Source organism: Nocardiopsis sp. JB363 (assembly GCF_900143625.1).
In the GTDB taxonomy this organism is placed as follows: Bacteria; Actinomycetota; Actinomycetes; order Streptosporangiales; family Streptosporangiaceae; genus Nocardiopsis.
The window spans coordinates 35,455-51,083 of sequence record NZ_FRFF01000049.1; the positions used below are offsets into that span (position 1 = coordinate 35,455).

The following is a 15,629-nucleotide window of genomic DNA, read 5'->3' on the forward strand; positions in this document are numbered from 1 at the left end:
CGAAGAAAGGCCGAGCCCGTGGGCCACACCAACACCTCCCTGCCCGACAGCGCCAGAGAAGAGGCACTGGTCGCCGCCGGTGAGGACGCCATCCACCTCACCCGCGAGCTGATCCGACGCGACTCCACCAACCACGGCAAGGGCGAGGGCGACGAGCGCGCCGCCGCCGAGTTCGTGGCCGAGGCGCTCGGCGCCACCGGACTGTCGCCCGCGATCCTGGAGTCCGCGGACCGTCGCGCCAACGTGGTGGTGCGCATCCCCGGCACCGACCCCGACGCCGACGCCCTGTTGGTGCACGGCCACCTCGACGTGGTGCCCGCCGACGCGCACGACTGGTCGGTACCGCCCTTCGCCGGTGAGGTCGCCGACTGTCCGGTCACCGGAGCGCCCTCCCTGTGGGGACGCGGCGCGGTGGACATGAAGAACACCATCGGCATGGTGACCGCGGTGGTGCGGTACTGGTCGAAGCTGGGGCTGCGGCCGCGCCGCGACATCGTGTTGGCGTTCGTCGCCGACGAGGAGGACAGCGCCGCCTACGGGGCCGACTACCTGGTGCGCGGGCACGCCGACCTGTTCGAGGGCTGCGCGGTGGCGATCGGCGAGGGCGGTGGCCACACCGTGCACAGCCGCGACGCCTCCGGGGCTCCGGTACGGCTGTACCCGATCGGTTCGGCCGAGCGCGGCAGCGCGTGGCTGACCTTGCGCTCGCACGGCACGGCCGGGCACGGTTCCAGGCCGCCGGAGGACAACGCGGTGGGCGCGTTGGCCGCCGCCGTGGCCCGGATCGACCGGCACCGTTGGCCGCTGCACCTGACCCCGGTGACCCGCTCGGCGATCGACGCGATCGCCGACGCCTTGGGGACCGAACGCATCGCGGGCGACACCGACACCAACGAGGCCGTGAACGCCCTGGTGGCCCGCTTGGGCACCGCCGGAGCGCTGGTGGGACCGACCGTGCGCAACAGCGCCACCCCCACGATGCTCTCGGCCGGGTACAAGGTGAACGTGGTGCCGGGCGAGGCGACCGCGGGCGTGGACGGCCGGGTGCTGCCCGGTGGGGAGGACGCGTTCGCCGCCACCATGGACGAGTTGACCGGTGACCGGGTGACCTGGGAGTACGCGCACGATTCGCCTCCGGTGGCCGCTCCGGTGGACTCGCCGGCCTTCGGCGCGTTGCGGGACGCGCTGACGGCCCACGACCCCGAGGCCCGGGTCGTGCCGGTGTGTCTGGCCGGCGGCACGGACGCCAAGGTGTTCTCGCGGCTGGGAATCGACTGTTACGGCTTCTCCCCGATGCGTCTGCCCGAGGGGGTGGACTACCCGGGGCTGTTGCACGGGGTGGACGAGCGGGTGCCGCTGGACGGTCTGCGGTTCGGGGTGCGGGTGCTGGACGGTTTCCTGCGCTCCTGACCGGTGGTGGGCACCGGCCGGGCAGGTCCTGCCGGTGCCCGGGCGCGCCCCGTCCTCGGGCGCGCCGTGGAGGGGACGACGACAAAGATGGGAAGCGACGTGGGTGAATCGGTGGCCGAGGTGCGTGAGGAGTTCACGGGGACGGGGGCGGGGTCGGCCGGGCCGGCGACACTACGTCGGCCGCCGAGGCTGCGTCCGGGCGATCGGGTCCGGTTGGTGGCCCCGTGCAGCCCGGTGCCGGACGAGCGGTTGGACGCGGCGGTGGAGATCCTCACCGGGTGGGGTCTGGAGGTCGAACTGGCCCCGCACGTACGCGACCGGCACCCCCGGCTGCCCTACCTGGCGGGCCACGACGAGGATCGCGCCGCCGACCTCCAGGACGCCTGGTGCGACCCGGACGTGCGGGCGGTTTTCTGCGCCCGTGGCGGCGACGGCGCGCATCGGATGCTGGACCTGTTGGACTTCGACGCGATGCGCCGGGCCCAGCCCAAGGCACTGATCGGGTTCAGCGACATCACGGCGCTGCACGAGGCGTTCGCCGTCGAGTTGGGGGTGACGACGGTGCACGGCCCCGTGGTGGGCAGCCTCTACTTCGTGGGCGACGAGTTGGCCCAGCGGGAGCTGCGCACCACCCTGTTCACCCCCGAGCGGCGGATGCTGCTCACCTCGCCGGGGGCCCGGGCGCTGGTACCGGGCCGGGCCGAGGGTGTGCTGTTCGGCGGGAACCTGAGCCTGCTCAACGACGGGTTGGCCACACCGCACAGCCGCTTGTCGACGAACGGCGGCATCCTGGTCCTGGAGGACATCAACGAGGACGCCGCCCGGGTGGACCGGATGCTCACCCACCTGCTGCGCACCGGTTGGTTGGACGGGGTGCGGGGGGTGGCGATCGGCACCTGGACGGACTGTCCGCCGGCGCCCGAGGCGATCGCCGACCTGATGCGCGACCGGCTCTCCTACCTGGGGGTTCCGGTGCTGTGGGGGTTGGAGTTCGGTCACTGCGCCGCCCAGCTCACCCTGCCGTTGGGCGTCATGGCCACCCTGGACACCGAGCGCGCCCACCTGGAACTGGCGGTTCCGGGACTGGAGTGAGACCGGTGGCCCCGGTGCCGGGCCCTCACACCACGATGGCCCGGCACCGACCATCGATGGCCTTGGCCAGACGCAGGTCCGAGGTGAGCACCGGGCAATCGAGTTGGAGTGCGCAGGCGGCGTAGGCGGCGTCATATCCGCTCACGTTGTCCCGCAGCTCCCACATGAGGGGGAAGAGCCGCCGAACGTCCACCAGTTCGATCTCCATGTCCTCGGCCAGTACCGCCAGCGCGTCGCTCGCCCTGTGCCGGGTGATCCTGCCGCCCAGGCAAAGTCCTCTGACCGCCGAGAACACCTCCATCGGCAGATGTTGCGGGGCGGCCCAGGCATCGTCATCGGACAATGCCGCACGCGCGCGTTCCCCGGGCTCTCCGTCGAAGACCAGCGCGTTGACGAGGACACTCGCGTCGATGACGAACACTAGCCATCTTCCGTTTCACCCCGGAGCCCGAAGCGGGCCATGCGTTCTTCGCGTTCGCGACGAATGATGTCGGCCGCGGAGGCCTCTCCGTCGTTCGCCCCGTCCGAGCGTCCCTCGAAGCGCCGTAGCGCCTCCGCGTTGCGGGACCGACGGGCCTCCGCCCTGACCAGTTCGAGCAGGAAACCCTGGAGCGACTGCCCCTTCTCACCGGCCCTGCGCACCAACACGTCTCTGACCTCGGGTTCGACATCTCTGATCTGCAAAGCAACCATGCATGCATTTTACATGCATCGAAATCCGGGTGTCCAGTACACGGGGTCGGGGCAAGGTGAGTACCGCGAGGGCACCTTCCCTGTGCTGCCTCGCGCACCCCCTACGGACGGAGCCCCCATGACCGACGACCTCGACGATGCCCTCTGGTGGCGTACCGCGGCCATCTACCAGGTCTACGTGCGCAGTTTCGCCGACGGCGACGGTGACGGTGTCGGCGACGTCGCCGGGCTGCGCGCCCGCCTGCCCTACCTGCGGGACCTGGGCGTGGACGCGGTGTGGCTCAATCCCTGGTACGTGTCACCGATGGCGGACGGCGGATACGACGTCGCCGACTTCCGCGACATCGACCCCGTGCTCGGCACCCTGGAGGAGGGCCGGGCCTTCATCGAGGAAGCCCACACGCACGGCATTCGAGTCGTCCTCGACATCGTGCCCAACCACGTCTCCGACCGGCACGAGTGGTTCCGGCGGGCGCTGGCCGCCGGTCCGGGCGCGCCCGAACGGGAGTTGTTCCTGTTCCGTGACGGTCGGGGACCGGGTGGGGACGAGCCGCCCAACAACTGGATCGCCGACTTCGGCGGCCCTGCCTGGACCCGGACCACGGACCCGGACGGGACCCCCGGACAGTGGTATCTGCACCTGTTCGCCCCCGAGCAGCCGGATCTGAACTGGGAGCATCCTCGGGTCCACGAGGAGTTCCGGTCGATCCTGCGGTTCTGGTTCGATCGGGGCGTGGACGGGTTCCGCATCGACGTGGCGCACGGGCTGGTGAAGGATCCCGCGCTGCCCGACTTCGAACGCCATTCGCGGGATCCGTACCTGGCCGCGGACGGCCACACGCACCCCTACGCCGACCTCGACGAGGTCCACGAGATCTATCGGGACTGGCGCCGGGTGGCCGACTCCTACGACCCACCCCGGGTCTTCGTGGCCGAGGCGTGGGTGACCACACCGGAACGACTCGCCCGCTACCTGCGACCCGATGAGCTGCACACCGCGTTCAACTTCCACTACCTCCAGGCGCCGTGGACCGCCGAGGGCATGCGCGAGTCCATCGACGAGTCCTTCGCCGCGCTCGGCTCGGTGGGCGCGCCGGTGACCTGGGTACTGTCCAACCACGATGTGGTGCGGCACGTGTCACGGTTCGGTCGGCCCGACCACGCCCAGCACAAGGCGCTCTCGGAGCTGCGGGACGAACCGTTCGATCTGGCGTTGGGTACCCGACGTGCCCGAGCGGCGGCGCTGCTGTCCATGGCACTGCCGGGCAGCGTGTACCTGTACCAGGGCGAGGAGTTGGGGTTGTGGGAGGTCGAGGACCTGCCGCCGGAGGTGTTGCGGGACCCCACCTGGGAGCACTCGGGGTACACGGATCCGGGACGGGACGGTTGCCGGGTACCGCTGCCGTGGTCCGGGCAGGAGCCCCCCTTCGGGTTCGGTGACGGCGCCGAGCCGTGGCTGCCCCAGCCCGCGGGGTGGGCGACGCTGACCGCCGAGCGTTCCGCCCGGGACCCGGGGTCGATGCTCACGCTCTACCGGCACGCGCTGCGCCTGCGCCGAGCAGAACCGGGTCTGACCGGCGAGGCCATGGTCTGGGTGGACATGGGCGAGGAAGTGCTGGCCTTCGACCGCGAGGGCGTGCGCTGCGTGGTCAACTTCGGCGCGGAGCCGGTGGATTCGCCCGAGGGAGCGGAGGTGCTGTTGGCCAGTGGCGAGGTGGTCGACGGACGGCTGCCCCGCGACACGGCCGTCTGGCTACGCCTGCCTTAGGTGTACTGACCGGGCCTCGGGGCACCCGTCGATCAGGGCAGGGTGAGCACCACGGGCCCGTCCTCGGTGACGGCGACGGTGTGCTCGCAGTGGGCGGCGCGGGTGCCGTCGTCGCTGAGCACCGTCCATCCGTCGTCGGCGTGCGCGTAGCCGTCCGAACCCCCGCGCACCAGCATGGGCTCGATGGCGATGGTCAGGCCCGGGCGCAGTTTCAGGCCCCGTCCGGGACGGGCGTCGTTGGGCACGTCGGGGGCCTCGTGCATGGTGCGGCCGATGCCGTGTCCACCGTGGTCGGCGGTGAGCCCGTAGCCGGCGGCGCGCGCGTCCCGGGCGATGGCGTGCCCGACGTCGCCCAGGAAGTCACCCGGCCGGGCCGCGGCGACGCCTCGGGCCAGGGCGGCCTCCGTGTCCTCGATCAACGCCAAATCGGCGGGGTCGGCCGCACCCACCACGAAGCTGATCGCGGCGTCGGCGGACCATCCGCTCAGCCGCGCGCCACAGTCCACGCTCACCAGGTCGCCATCGACCAACCGCCGGGTGGAGGGGACGCCGTGGACGATCTCGTCGTTGACGCTCACGCAGGTCACCCCGGGGAAGGGCATCGGCGCCCAGGCCGGGTGGTAGCCGAGGAAGAGCGGATCGGCGCCGGCCTCGGCGATGACCTTCGCGGCGACACGGTCCAGGTCGGCGGTGGTGCGTCCGGGTGCGGCGGCCTCGCGGGCGGCCTCCAGCGCGCGGGCGACCACACGTCCGGCTTCGCGCATGAGGGCGATCTCGTCGGGGGTCTTCAGTTCGACCATGGGTCGGCACGCCTTTCCATCGAATTTCTATACCGGTATAACTATGCCACACACCTCGGAGTCCCCGAAGACCTCCGGGTTAGACTCGCCCCATGGTTCGTGAACCGCTGACCGAAGAGCAGATCGAGCGAGGCCGTGTCCTGGGCGCCATGCTGCGGGCGGCCCGGGCGCAGCGCACCATGGTGGACGTCGCCCGCCATGCCGGGATCTCCGTGGAGACCCTGCGCAAGATCGAGGGCGGGCGCATCCCCACCCCCGCCTTCTTCACCGTCGCGGCCGTCGCCGCGACCCTGGACCTGTCCCTGGACGATCTCCTGCGGCGCACGGACGAGGCCGCAACCCCCGGTCCCTCCCCCACCGCCCCGCTGCGCGACATCGCCGTCTGAAGACCCTCACCCCTGCCCGGTCCGCGACGACCCCCGGCCCAGTTCCGCCACCAGCCGGTCCGCCAGCGGCGAGACCGGCTCGGTCGCCCTGAGCGCGGCCTCCCGCACCCCTTCGGTCAGGCACCAGTCCCACCACCGGTCCAGGGAAGCGGCGTCCGGCTCCCGCCCGGGCCCCGGCACCGTCAGCACCGGCCAGTCCCAGGCCCTCCCCTGGGCCGCGACCTTCGCCCCTGCGACCACCGGGTCCACCGCCAGTGCGGGCACACCGTTGCGCAGGGCCAGAACGAGACCGTGCAGGCGGGTCGTCACCACCAGGTCGGTGCGGCGCACCAAGGCGTCGAACTGGGCGGGGTCGGCGCAGTGTTCCCAGTCCGTGCTGTCGAGCCTGGTGTCCAGGGGCAGGCGAGCGCAGTCCTTGGTGACCAACCACCCGCCGAGGGCCCCGTGGATCCGCTCGTGAGCTCCGCTCGCGCCGTATTCGGGCTGCCCCGGCGCGGCGCACACCCCGACCACCGGAAGCGGACGCCCCGGCGGCGCCCCGTGCGCCAGGTCGCGCTGGGATGGCGACCCCGTCCCGTCCCGGGGCAGGACCGCGTGGAACCCCAGGTACGCGGGGTCCTGGGGGCCCACCACGGAGACCCCCACGGCCACTCGTCGGCAGTGGGGAAAGCGCCGATGCAGCTCACGTGGCTGTTCGCCGCCGAGCGGCCCGCAGACGAAGACCAGATCGGAGTAGTCACGGCCCTGCGCTTCGTCCAGGTCGAGTCCTTCGGGCCTGAAGACGGGGCTCCACGCCACATCGTGGGCTATTCCGGCCGACCGCAGCGCCGCGCACACCGTCTCGGCCGCGCCGACGTCGCCCGCCGTGGCCTCCCCGTGCAGGAAGGAGAACCAGCCCGTCACCAGCACACGCACGGCTGTCCCCTCCCCCGCTTCGATCGTCGCTCCATGGCCCTCCCCCGTCCCACACGTTCCCTCACCGCCCGTGGTGGGCGGATGATTTCCGGATCCGAGAAGCCGCAAACAGGACATCGGAAACACTCGACGACCTACTACCTTGGGATTCATCGCACCCACGTCCGGGCGTGTTCGGTCCGCCGGTCTCCGTGCCGGTGGTAGTCACGTGGGGACGCGGGTGCGCGTCGACGAAGACACAGGGGGAGCAGATGAGCGAACAGGCACCGCTGAAACCGAACGAAGCCGAACTGCGCGGCCTGTTGGACGGACGCTGGGCCAACGTGCGCGAGAAGGCCCGGGACGTCATCCAGGGCGAGGAGTTCGCCCCGGTGCACGGCCTGTCCATGGAGGAACACCGCGCCCGGACCCTCAAGCAGCTCCTGGCGCTGGCCGGGACCGGCATGCCCTCCTACGGTTTCCCGAAGTCCGTCGGTGGAACCGACGACATCGGCGCCTCCGTGGTCGCGTTCGAGATGCTCGTCGCCGACATGTCCCTCATGGTCAAGATGGGTGTGCAGTTCGGGCTGTTCGGTGGGGCGATCAGTGCCCTGGGCACCGACGATCACCACCGGCGCTACCTGCCGGGCGTCATGAGCGTGGAACTGCCCGGCTGTTTCGCGATGACCGAGACCGGTCACGGTTCCGACGTGCAGCGGTTGGGCACCACCGCCACCTACGATCCGGCCACCGAGGAGTTCGTGGTCCACACGCCCGACGAGTCGGCGCGCAAGGACTACATCGGCAACGCCGCCAGGGACGGACGCATGGCCGTGGTCTTCGCCCAGCTGCGCACACCCGGCCCGGACGGTCCCGTCGAGCACGGGGTGCACGCCCTGATGGTGCCGATCCGCGACGAGAAGGGCGACCCGCTGCCCGGAATCACCGTCGAGGACTGCGGCCCCAAGGCGGGCCTCAACGGGGTCGACAACGGCCGGCTGTGGTTCGACCAGGTGCGGGTGCCGCGCACCGACCTGCTCAACCGGTACGGCGACGTCGCCGCGGACGGCACCTACTCCAGCCCGATCGAGAGCCCCAACCGTCGGTTCTTCACCATGTTGGGCACCCTCATCCGTGGTCGGATCAGCGTGGCCGGGGGCGCCGGCACCGCCACCAAGGCGGCGCTGGCCATCGCGATCCGCTACTCCGACACCCGCCGCCAGTTCACCCGCCCCGCCACCGAGGACCGCCCCGAGCAGGAGGTGAAGATCCTCGACTACCTGGCGCAACAGCGCAAGCTGCTGCCGGCGCTGGCCCGCACCTACGCCCTGCACTTCGCCCAGGAGGAGCTGGTCACCCGACTGCACGAGCTCTCCCGCGACACCGAACGCGACGAGCACGCCCAGCGGGAACTGGAGTCGCGCGCGGCCGGTCTGAAGGCGATCTCGACCTGGCACGCCACCGCGACCATCCAGACCGCCCGCGAGGCGTGCGGTGGTTCGGGATACATGGAAGCGAACCGGATCCCGCAGCTCAAGGCGGACTCGGACATCTTCACCACCTTCGAGGGCGACAACACGGTCCTGTTGCAGCAGCTCGCCAAGGCGATGCTGACCAACTTCCAGGACAACTTCGGCGACCTGGACCACCTGGGGCTGGCCCGGTTCATGGCGGGCAAGGTGTTCGAGAACGTCATCGAGCGCACCGCCGCGATCCCGCTGATCGAACGGCTCATCGCCGCCGCCCCGGGCCGTAGCGACGAGGCGGGACTGTACAACCGGGGCTGGCACCTGGAACTGTTCGAGGACCGGGAGAAGCACGTCCTCGAGAGCCTGGCCGCGCGTCTGCGCCGGTCCCGCAAGGACGGCAGCGACGCCTTCGACGTGTTCAACCAGGCCCAGGACCACGTTCTGGAGGCCGCGCGGGCGCACATGGACCGGGTGGTCCTGGAGGCGTTCGTGGCCGCCATCGACCGTTGCGGCGACAAGTCCACCGCCAAGCTCCTCAACCGGGTGTGCGACCTGTACGTGCTGTCGGTGATCGAGGACAACAACGGCTGGTTCCTGGAGCACGAGCGGCTCTCCACCGCGCGTTCCAAGGCGATCACCGCGGCCGTCAACGACCTGTGCCAGGGGCTGCGGCCCTACGCGGTCCAGCTGGTGGACGCGTTCGGTCTGCGCGACGAGTGGCTGGGCGCCCCGATCGCCCTGGGCGCCGAGCACCGCCGTCAGGGGGACCAGGACTGACCCGCGCCGGACTCCCCGGCACGAACGCACGGGCGTCCCATGACTCCAGGTCGAGACCTGGTGGCCGTGGGGCGCCCGCCTCGTCTCTCCTCTTCCCCCGGATCGTCCATCGACCTAACATGAATCACCTTCATGTTAGGCAGGTCACACGTGCGCACACCCCCCGCGCCCTCATCCCCCTCCTCGCCCGGGCAGCCCGTCCCCGCGGCCTTCGCCGAGCCCACCCGCCCCGTCCGAGCCCTGTGGGTGGCCGGGATCAGCCTGGCCAACCTCGGCATGTGGATGGCGTTCTTCGGTCCCCTCCAGGTGCTGTTGCCCGAACAGATCGACCGGATCGTCCCCACCGACAAGGAGACAGTCCTGGCGTGGGTGACCGGGGTGGGCGCCGCCATGGCCCTCATCGCCACACCTGTGGCCGGCGCCCTGTCGGACCGCACCACGGGCCGGTTGGGGCGCCGACGCCCCTGGGTGCTGGCCGGTGCGACGCTCGGCGGCGCGGGGTTGGTGGTGCTCGGCACCCAGGACACCGTCTGGGGCGTCCTTGTGGGCTGGTCCTTCGTGCAGACCGCGCTGTCCTGTCTGAACGCCACCCTGCTCGCCGCGGTCCCCGACCACGTGCCCCGAAGCCAGCGCGGGGCGGTCTCCGGGTGGATCGGCATCCCCCAGTCCGCCGGTGTGGTCGCCGCCGTGGTGCTGGTGACCATGGTGGTCACCGAGATCGCTCCCGGCTACACGCTCATCGGGGTGCTCACCCTGGGACTCGCCCTGCCGTTCGCGCTGCTCGCACCGGATCCGCCACTGCCACGCGCGGCACGCCCGCCCTGGCGTGGCCTGCTGCGCGGGCTGTGGGTCTCGCCCCGCCGGTACCCGGACTTCGGGTGGGCGTTCCTCACCCGGTTCCTCATCGGTACCGGCAACGCCATGTTCATCCTGTACCTGCTGTACTTCCTGCGCGACGCCGTGGGCTACGAGGAACTCTTCCCCGGGTCGGACGCCACCGACGGTCTGTTGACGCTGATCCTGGTGTACACGGCGGCGGTGGTGGCCACCACCGTGGTGGCGGGCCTGATCTCCGACCGGATCGGCCGACGACGCGTCATGGTCGCCTTCGCGGGCGTGGTGATGGGCGTACCGGCGTTCATGGTGGCCCTCTCCCCCACCTGGCCGACCCTGTTGGTGTGCGCGGTGGTGCTGGGCGTGGGCTTCGGGGTGTTCCTGTCGGTGGACAACGCCCTGGTCACCGAGGTGTTGCCGAGCGCCGAGGGGCGTGCCAAGGACCTGGGGATCGTCAACATCGCCAGTTCCGGCCCGCAGGTGATCGCCCCGGCGCTCGCCGGCCCGATCGTGGTGCACCTGGGCGGCTACCCGGTGCTGTACACCGTGTGCGGCCTGGTCTCCCTGCTCGGCGCCGTCGTCGTATGGAAGATCAAGGGCGTGCGCTGACCCGTCCCGGCCGCCCCCGGCGCGGGCGGCCGGTCGGGCAAGCGGATCAGCGGGCCCAGCGCAGGCAGAGGTAGGTGATGACGAAGAACAGTCCTCCGAACAACACCCCGTAGGCCGATGCCTGGAGCCAGGTGTCGCCCATCAGGGCGCGCAGCGGGACCAGGACGACGGCGGAGATCATCGCCGGGCCGGCCGCGTTCAGCAGCGGCCGACGGGTGAGTTCGGGGGACATATGCAGCTCCTTCGCGCCGGCTTCAATCGGTGACCGCGTCCATCGAACCGGTGTCGGAGCGGGTCATCCCGGCGACCTCCTCGCCGCGCTGACGGGCCGGTTCCCACCACCACCAGTGCGTCCGGGGCACCCAGACGGGGATCTCCTCGACACTGGTCGGCGCGGCCTCGGCGGCCACCGCCTCCAGGGCGTCGTCGATACGTGGGATGGACTCCAGGTCGCCCGGGCGCATGCAACGTTCCCACGGCACGAACTCGTCACCGAGGATCTGGAGCATGGAACGGCGCCAGCACGCCGGACGGTAGCCCTCGTGCCTGCCGTGGTCGGCCGCGGTCTGGGTCCGCACCACGTACAGGCCCATCCGATCGGGGTTGCTACCGCCGGCCAGGAGTTCGGCGAGGGTGGCGACGAGGTTCTGGCCGCCCGGGGACTGTCGTTCGGCCTGGTCGGTGGCCCGATACAGGTCGAAGAGCCGGGCGAAGGCCGTGTCCATCAGGGCGTCCCGGTCCCGGCGCCGCGCGGCGCTCTCCGCGAACGCGTCCACCACGCGCTTGGCCAGGCCGGGGAGGTCCCTGCCCGTATCCGCACCCACCGATACACCGCCTTGTCCATAGAACCCGTCGTGGTGTCACCGGGGCCGGGGCGAGGCCCGGCCCGAGTCCTGATCATAATCCCGGCGAAGCCGGAGCAGGTAGGAGGTTACCGCCTGGTATCCGGCTCGGGGACATTCTCACCGCGCAGGGCGTGTTCGAGCATGCGGGCCCACTGGCCGACGACGCGGCGACGTCGTGCCCGGTCATCGGTGAGGAGGTTGGCCAGCCCCAGTCCTCGGGCCAGGTCCAAGGTGGCCTGAACCGCCTCCCGGGTGCCGGGAACCGACTCGTCGGCGTCGAGCAGGTCCACCACCGCGTGGTGCAACTCCCGCCCCACCTGTTCCTCCAGGGGGATGAGCTGGGCGCTCAGGGCCGGCTCGCCGGCGGCGGCGGCCCACAGCTGGAGGGCGGCGTCGAAGTCGGGGCCGCTGAAGGCGTCCACCACCATCTGCACCACGGCCTCGGTGCGCCCCGGCCCCGCCGGGACGGACGCCACCCGGCGGCGCAGGTCAGCGCCACGGCTGTCCACCATGTGCCGCAGTGCCGCCAGCAGCAGTTCCTCCCTCGTCGGGAAGTGGTGCTGGGCGGCGCCGCGGGAGACCCCGGCGCGTTCGGCGACGGCGCTCACCGTGGCGCCGGCCACCCCGCGTTCGGCCAGGCGGGCGACGGCCGCGTCCAGTAACCGGGCCCGGGTGAGCCGGCTGCGTTCCTGTCTCGGCTCCCGGTCGGATGCCGTCTCCACTCGCGCCTCTTCCCTTGGACGTCAGTACGACTTGGGCAACCCCAGGGACTGCTGGGCCACGTAGTTGAGGATCATCTCCCGGCTGACCGGGGCGATCCGGGCCAGTCGGGAGGCGGCGATCATCGACCCCAACCCGTACTCGCTCGCCAGCCCGTTGCCGCCCAGGGTCTGCACGGCCTGGTCGACCGAACGCACGCACGCCTCGGCGGCGGCGTACTTGGCCATGTTGGCCGCCTCCCCCGCTCCCGCGTCGTCGCCGGAATCGTAGCGGAGCGCGGCGTATCGGGTCATCAGTCGCGCCTGCTCCATCTCGATCTTGACCTGGGCCAGCGGGTGGGCCAGCCCCTGGTGGGCGCCGATGGGCCGGTCCCGCCACACCACGCGTTCCTTGGCGTAGGCGACCGCCTTGTCGAGCGCGTAGCGCGCGGTGCCGGTGGAGAACGCGGCCGCCATGATGCGTTCGGGGTTGAGTCCGGCGAACAGTTGGAGGAGCCCCGCCTCGGGGTCGCCGACCAGGGCGTCGGCGGGGAGGCGGACGTCGTCCATGAACAGTTGGAACTGGTGGTCGGGGCTGACGATGTCCATCTCGATCCGCCGGGCCTCGAAACCGGGCGCCGCGGTGGGGACCACGAACAGGGCGGCGGACAGGCCGCCGGTGTCGGCGTTCTCGATGCGGGCGACCACGAGTACGGCGTCGGCGACGTCGACCCCGGAGATGAAGGTCTTGCGGCCGTTGAGCACCCATTCGTCACCGTCGCGCCGGGCGGTGGTGGTGATGCGGTGGGAGTTGGAACCGGCGTCGGGTTCGGTGATGGCGAAGGCCATGATGGTCTCGCCGCTCGCCAACCCGGGCAGCCAGTGTTGTCGCTGCTCCGGCGTGCCGAAGCGGGACAGGACGGTGCCGCAGATGGCCGGGGAGACCACCATCATCAGGGTGGGACACCCGGCGGCTCCGAACTCCTCCAGGACGGCGGCCAGGTCGCCGATGCCGCCACCGCCACCGCCGTACTCCTCGGGGATGTTGACGCCCAGGTAGCCGAGTTCGCCCGCCTCCTTCCACAGTTCGCTCAGGTAGGCGCCCTCCTTGGCCTTGGCCCGCGTGTACTCGTGGCCGTAGCGGGAGGCGAGGGCCGCGACGGCGGCCCGCAGTTCGACGCGTTCGGACGGTTCTTCGAAGGTCATGGCACCGGTCACTGGTTCGTCCCTTGCTCGCTGACGGGGGTGGCGGGATCTGTGGCGGAATCCGTGTCGGGGGCTGTGTCCGTGTCGTAGTCGAGGACGGCCAGCGGCGCTCCGGAGCCGACCCTCTCCCCCGCCGCGACGGGCAGTTCGCGGACCGTGCCGGCGGCGGGCGCGGTGACGCGATGTTCCATCTTCATGGCCTCCATGCGCAGCAGGATCTCGCCCTGGACCACCCGTCGACCGACCTCGACGTCCACGGCGGTGACCGTGCCCGGCATGGGGGCCGGAAGCGCCCCGGGATCGACCTTGGACTCGGGTGCGGGTAGCGGGTCGACGGGCACGAGGGGAACCGAGCCGAGCGAGGACTCCACGTACACGGCGCCGGTCGCGCCCGGTCCCGCTCCGGGGACCCGGTGGATCTCGAAGGCACGGCGCACCCCGTGCACCTCCAGCACGACCAGGTCCGCTCCGGCCGACAGCACCCGTACGCCCTCCTGTTCGGGCAGGTGGGCGCCGCGCACCGAACGGAACGCGCTGGTGATCTCCCGGTCATCGGAGGTGGTGTGCCCGCGGGTGTGCGGCGCGGAGGGCACGTTGCGCCAGCCGGCGGGGACCCCGATGGGCACGGTGACCGCGGCGCGGGCGGCCTCGACCTCGGCGAGCGAGGCCGCCAGGGCGGACAGCCGCTCGGCCTCGGGGTCGGCCAGGGGCCGGGCGAGCGCGGTGAGCCGATCCCCGGTGAGGAACCCGGTGTGCAACCCCTCCGGAACGGTCTGCGCTCCGACCAGGTCGGGGCGGCGCAGGGAACGCACGAGCAGGTCGCGGTTGGTGCCCACCCCGTGCAGGCGGGCCCCGGCCAGGGCCGCCGACAGACGACGCAGGGCGTCGCGGCGGTCCCGGCCCACGGCGATGACCTTGGCGAGCATGGGGTCGAAGTCGACGCCGACCTCGTCACCGGCCTCCACCCCGTGGTCCAGCCGCACCCCGGGATCGGTGAGCGGCGCGAAGGAGGTGTCGGCGGCGGGTACCTCGAACGCGTGCAGGGTGCCGGTGCGGGGCCGCCAGTCCACGCGCGGGTCCTCGGCGTACAGGCGGGCCTCGATGGCGTGCCCGCGCGGTGCGGGCGGTCCCTCCGGCGGGAGCGTCTCGCCCTCGGCCACGCGCAGCTGCCACTCCACCAGGTCCAGCCCGGTGACGCACTCGGTGACGGGGTGTTCGACCTGAAGACGGGTGTTCATCTCCAGGAAGACGGGTTCGCCCAGGCCTTCGTCGGTGACGGGGACGAGGAACTCGGCGGTCCCGGCCCCGGTGTAACCGATGGCGGCGGCCAGGTCCCTGGCGGCCCGATGCAGTCTGAGCCGGGTCTCCTCGGGCAGGCCGGGCGCGGGAGCCTCCTCCAGGACCTTCTGGTGCCGGCGCTGCACCGAGCAGTCGCGTTCGCCGACCGCCCACACGGTGCCGTGGAGGTCGGCGAGCACCTGGACCTCCACGTGACGGCCGCGTTCGACGTAGGGCTCGCAGAACACGGTGGGGTCGCCGAAGGCGGAGGCGGCCTCGGTGCGGGCCGCGTCGGCTTCGGCGGGCAGCTCCGCCAGGTCGCGGACCACCCGCATGCCGCGGCCACCGCCCCCGGAGACCGCCTTGACCAGTACCGGCAGGTGTTCGGCGCGCACGTCGGCGGGGTCGAGGGCGTCGGCGACCGGGACGCCGGCGTCGCGGGCGACCTTCTTGGCGAGGGTCTTGGAGCCCATCTGCTCGACGGCCTCCGCCGAGGGGCCCACCCAGGTGAGCCCGGCCTCGATGACGGCGCGGGCGAAGCCGGCGTTCTCGGACAGGAAGCCGTAGCCGGGGTGGATCGCGTCGGCGCCGGCGGTGCGGGCGGCCTCGACCAGGGCGTCGGGGTCCAGGTAGGCGTCCACGGGGCCGCGTCCCTCGGGAACGGGCAGGGCCACGGCCGCGTCGGCCTCGCGCACGTGGGCGGCGTTCTCCTCGCCGGGAGCGTGCACGGCGACGGCGGTGACGCCCAGGGTGCGGCAGGTGCGGATGATCCGGCGGGCGATCTCGCCGCGGTTGGCCACCAGCAGGGCGGTGATGGGGCGGACGGCTCCGCCGGTGGTGGGGTCGATCTGTGTCATGTCCTGGCCTCCT

Annotated in this window: 15 protein-coding genes; 6 read left to right on the plus strand and 9 right to left on the minus strand. The window is 71.8% G+C overall.

The genetic code is table 11. From position 1 onward, the window contains the following. Nucleotides 1-18: 18 nt before the first annotated feature. A complete protein-coding gene (locus BQ8420_RS07970) occupies nucleotides 19-1,410 on the plus strand; it encodes a M20/M25/M40 family metallo-hydrolase (protein ID WP_087097180.1) in 1,392 nt (463 codons plus the stop codon). An 87-nt stretch (nucleotides 1,411-1,497) separates the two neighbouring features. Further along, entirely contained in the window at nucleotides 1,498-2,502 is a 1,005-nt protein-coding gene (locus BQ8420_RS07975; RefSeq protein WP_087097181.1) for an LD-carboxypeptidase, read from the plus strand. A 25-nt stretch (nucleotides 2,503-2,527) separates the two neighbouring features. On the opposite strand, the gene BQ8420_RS07980 is transcribed toward BQ8420_RS07975, so the two are convergent. Continuing rightward, nucleotides 2,528-2,923 (minus strand): type II toxin-antitoxin system VapC family toxin, encoded by a 396-nt coding sequence (locus BQ8420_RS07980; protein ID WP_087097182.1) that lies wholly within the window; start codon nucleotides 2,921-2,923, stop codon nucleotides 2,528-2,530. Further along, nucleotides 2,923-3,195, minus strand: a complete 273-nt coding sequence (locus BQ8420_RS07985; RefSeq protein WP_143847152.1) for a hypothetical protein — start codon at nucleotides 3,193-3,195, stop codon at nucleotides 2,923-2,925. Before BQ8420_RS07985 ends, BQ8420_RS07980 begins: the two co-directional genes overlap by 1 nt. A 118-nt stretch (nucleotides 3,196-3,313) precedes the next feature. Between BQ8420_RS07985 and BQ8420_RS07990 the strand changes: the two genes are divergently transcribed. After that, entirely contained in the window at nucleotides 3,314-4,963 is a 1,650-nt protein-coding gene (locus BQ8420_RS07990; protein WP_087097184.1) for a glycoside hydrolase family 13 protein, read from the plus strand. Nucleotides 4,964-4,995: 32 nt separating this feature from the next. Here BQ8420_RS07990 and map read toward each other — a convergent pair whose 3' ends face one another. Next, entirely contained in the window at nucleotides 4,996-5,763 is a 768-nt protein-coding gene (map, locus tag BQ8420_RS07995; RefSeq protein WP_087097185.1) for a type I methionyl aminopeptidase, read from the minus strand. A 92-nt stretch (nucleotides 5,764-5,855) separates the two neighbouring features. Here map and BQ8420_RS08000 point away from each other — a divergent pair, with 92 nt between their 5' ends. After that, entirely contained in the window at nucleotides 5,856-6,149 is a 294-nt protein-coding gene (locus BQ8420_RS08000; RefSeq protein WP_087097186.1) for a helix-turn-helix transcriptional regulator, read from the plus strand. Between the two features lie 6 nt (nucleotides 6,150-6,155). Here BQ8420_RS08000 and BQ8420_RS08005 read toward each other — a convergent pair whose 3' ends face one another. Continuing rightward, the gene (locus BQ8420_RS08005) at nucleotides 6,156-7,064 is read right to left on the minus strand and encodes a polysaccharide pyruvyl transferase family protein (RefSeq protein WP_235005998.1); all 909 of its coding nucleotides are present in this window, start codon (nucleotides 7,062-7,064) and stop codon (nucleotides 6,156-6,158) included. A 251-nt stretch (nucleotides 7,065-7,315) separates the two neighbouring features. Here BQ8420_RS08005 and BQ8420_RS08010 point away from each other — a divergent pair, with 251 nt between their 5' ends. Together BQ8420_RS08010 and BQ8420_RS08015 are read left to right on the plus strand one after the other, a co-directional pair. Beyond that, a complete protein-coding gene (locus BQ8420_RS08010) occupies nucleotides 7,316-9,289 on the plus strand; it encodes an acyl-CoA dehydrogenase (protein ID WP_087097187.1) in 1,974 nt (657 codons plus the stop codon). Between the two features lie 150 nt (nucleotides 9,290-9,439). Then, nucleotides 9,440-10,732: an MFS transporter gene (locus BQ8420_RS08015; RefSeq protein WP_087097188.1), complete on the plus strand. Its 1,293-nt coding sequence runs from the start codon at nucleotides 9,440-9,442 to the stop codon at nucleotides 10,730-10,732. 46 nt (nucleotides 10,733-10,778) lie between these two features. Here the strand turns inward: BQ8420_RS08015 and BQ8420_RS08020 are convergent, their stop codons facing one another. From BQ8420_RS08020 to BQ8420_RS08040, 5 genes are all read right to left on the minus strand, one after another. Continuing rightward, nucleotides 10,779-10,964, minus strand: coding sequence for a hypothetical protein (locus tag BQ8420_RS08020; protein WP_087097189.1), 186 nt, complete (start codon nucleotides 10,962-10,964; stop codon nucleotides 10,779-10,781). A gap of 22 nt (nucleotides 10,965-10,986) precedes the next feature. Continuing rightward, nucleotides 10,987-11,556 (minus strand): hypothetical protein, encoded by a 570-nt coding sequence (locus BQ8420_RS08025; protein WP_087097190.1) that lies wholly within the window; start codon nucleotides 11,554-11,556, stop codon nucleotides 10,987-10,989. Between the two features lie 107 nt (nucleotides 11,557-11,663). Next, nucleotides 11,664-12,299, minus strand: coding sequence for a TetR/AcrR family transcriptional regulator (locus tag BQ8420_RS08030; protein ID WP_087097191.1), 636 nt, complete (start codon nucleotides 12,297-12,299; stop codon nucleotides 11,664-11,666). A 21-nt stretch (nucleotides 12,300-12,320) separates the two neighbouring features. Beyond that, nucleotides 12,321-13,481 (minus strand): acyl-CoA dehydrogenase family protein, encoded by a 1,161-nt coding sequence (locus BQ8420_RS08035; protein ID WP_369825483.1) that lies wholly within the window; start codon nucleotides 13,479-13,481, stop codon nucleotides 12,321-12,323. Nucleotides 13,482-13,489: 8 nt separating this feature from the next. Continuing rightward, entirely contained in the window at nucleotides 13,490-15,616 is a 2,127-nt protein-coding gene (locus BQ8420_RS08040) for a biotin carboxylase N-terminal domain-containing protein (protein WP_087097193.1), read from the minus strand. Nucleotides 15,617-15,629 lie beyond the last annotated feature (13 nt).

What these genes read in the sequence shown, in the direction of transcription:
- BQ8420_RS08010 (WP_087097187.1), top strand. Translation starts at nt 7,316, where the DNA reads ATGAGCGAACAGGCACCGCTGAAACCGAACGAAGCCGAACTGCGCGGC.
- BQ8420_RS07985 (WP_143847152.1), bottom strand. Translation starts at nt 3,195, where the DNA reads ATGGTTGCTTTGCAGATCAGAGATGTCGAACCCGAGGTCAGAGACGTG.
- BQ8420_RS07975 (WP_087097181.1), top strand. Translation starts at nt 1,498, where the DNA reads ATGGGAAGCGACGTGGGTGAATCGGTGGCCGAGGTGCGTGAGGAGTTC.
- BQ8420_RS08035 (WP_369825483.1), bottom strand. Translation starts at nt 13,481, where the DNA reads ATGACCTTCGAAGAACCGTCCGAACGCGTCGAACTGCGGGCCGCCGTC.
- BQ8420_RS08040 (WP_087097193.1), bottom strand. Translation starts at nt 15,616, where the DNA reads ATGACACAGATCGACCCCACCACCGGCGGAGCCGTCCGCCCCATCACC.
- BQ8420_RS07990 (WP_087097184.1), top strand. Translation starts at nt 3,314, where the DNA reads ATGACCGACGACCTCGACGATGCCCTCTGGTGGCGTACCGCGGCCATC.
- BQ8420_RS08020 (WP_087097189.1), bottom strand. Translation starts at nt 10,964, where the DNA reads ATGTCCCCCGAACTCACCCGTCGGCCGCTGCTGAACGCGGCCGGCCCG.
- map (WP_087097185.1), bottom strand. Translation starts at nt 5,763, where the DNA reads ATGGTCGAACTGAAGACCCCCGACGAGATCGCCCTCATGCGCGAAGCC.
- BQ8420_RS08000 (WP_087097186.1), top strand. Translation starts at nt 5,856, where the DNA reads ATGGTTCGTGAACCGCTGACCGAAGAGCAGATCGAGCGAGGCCGTGTC.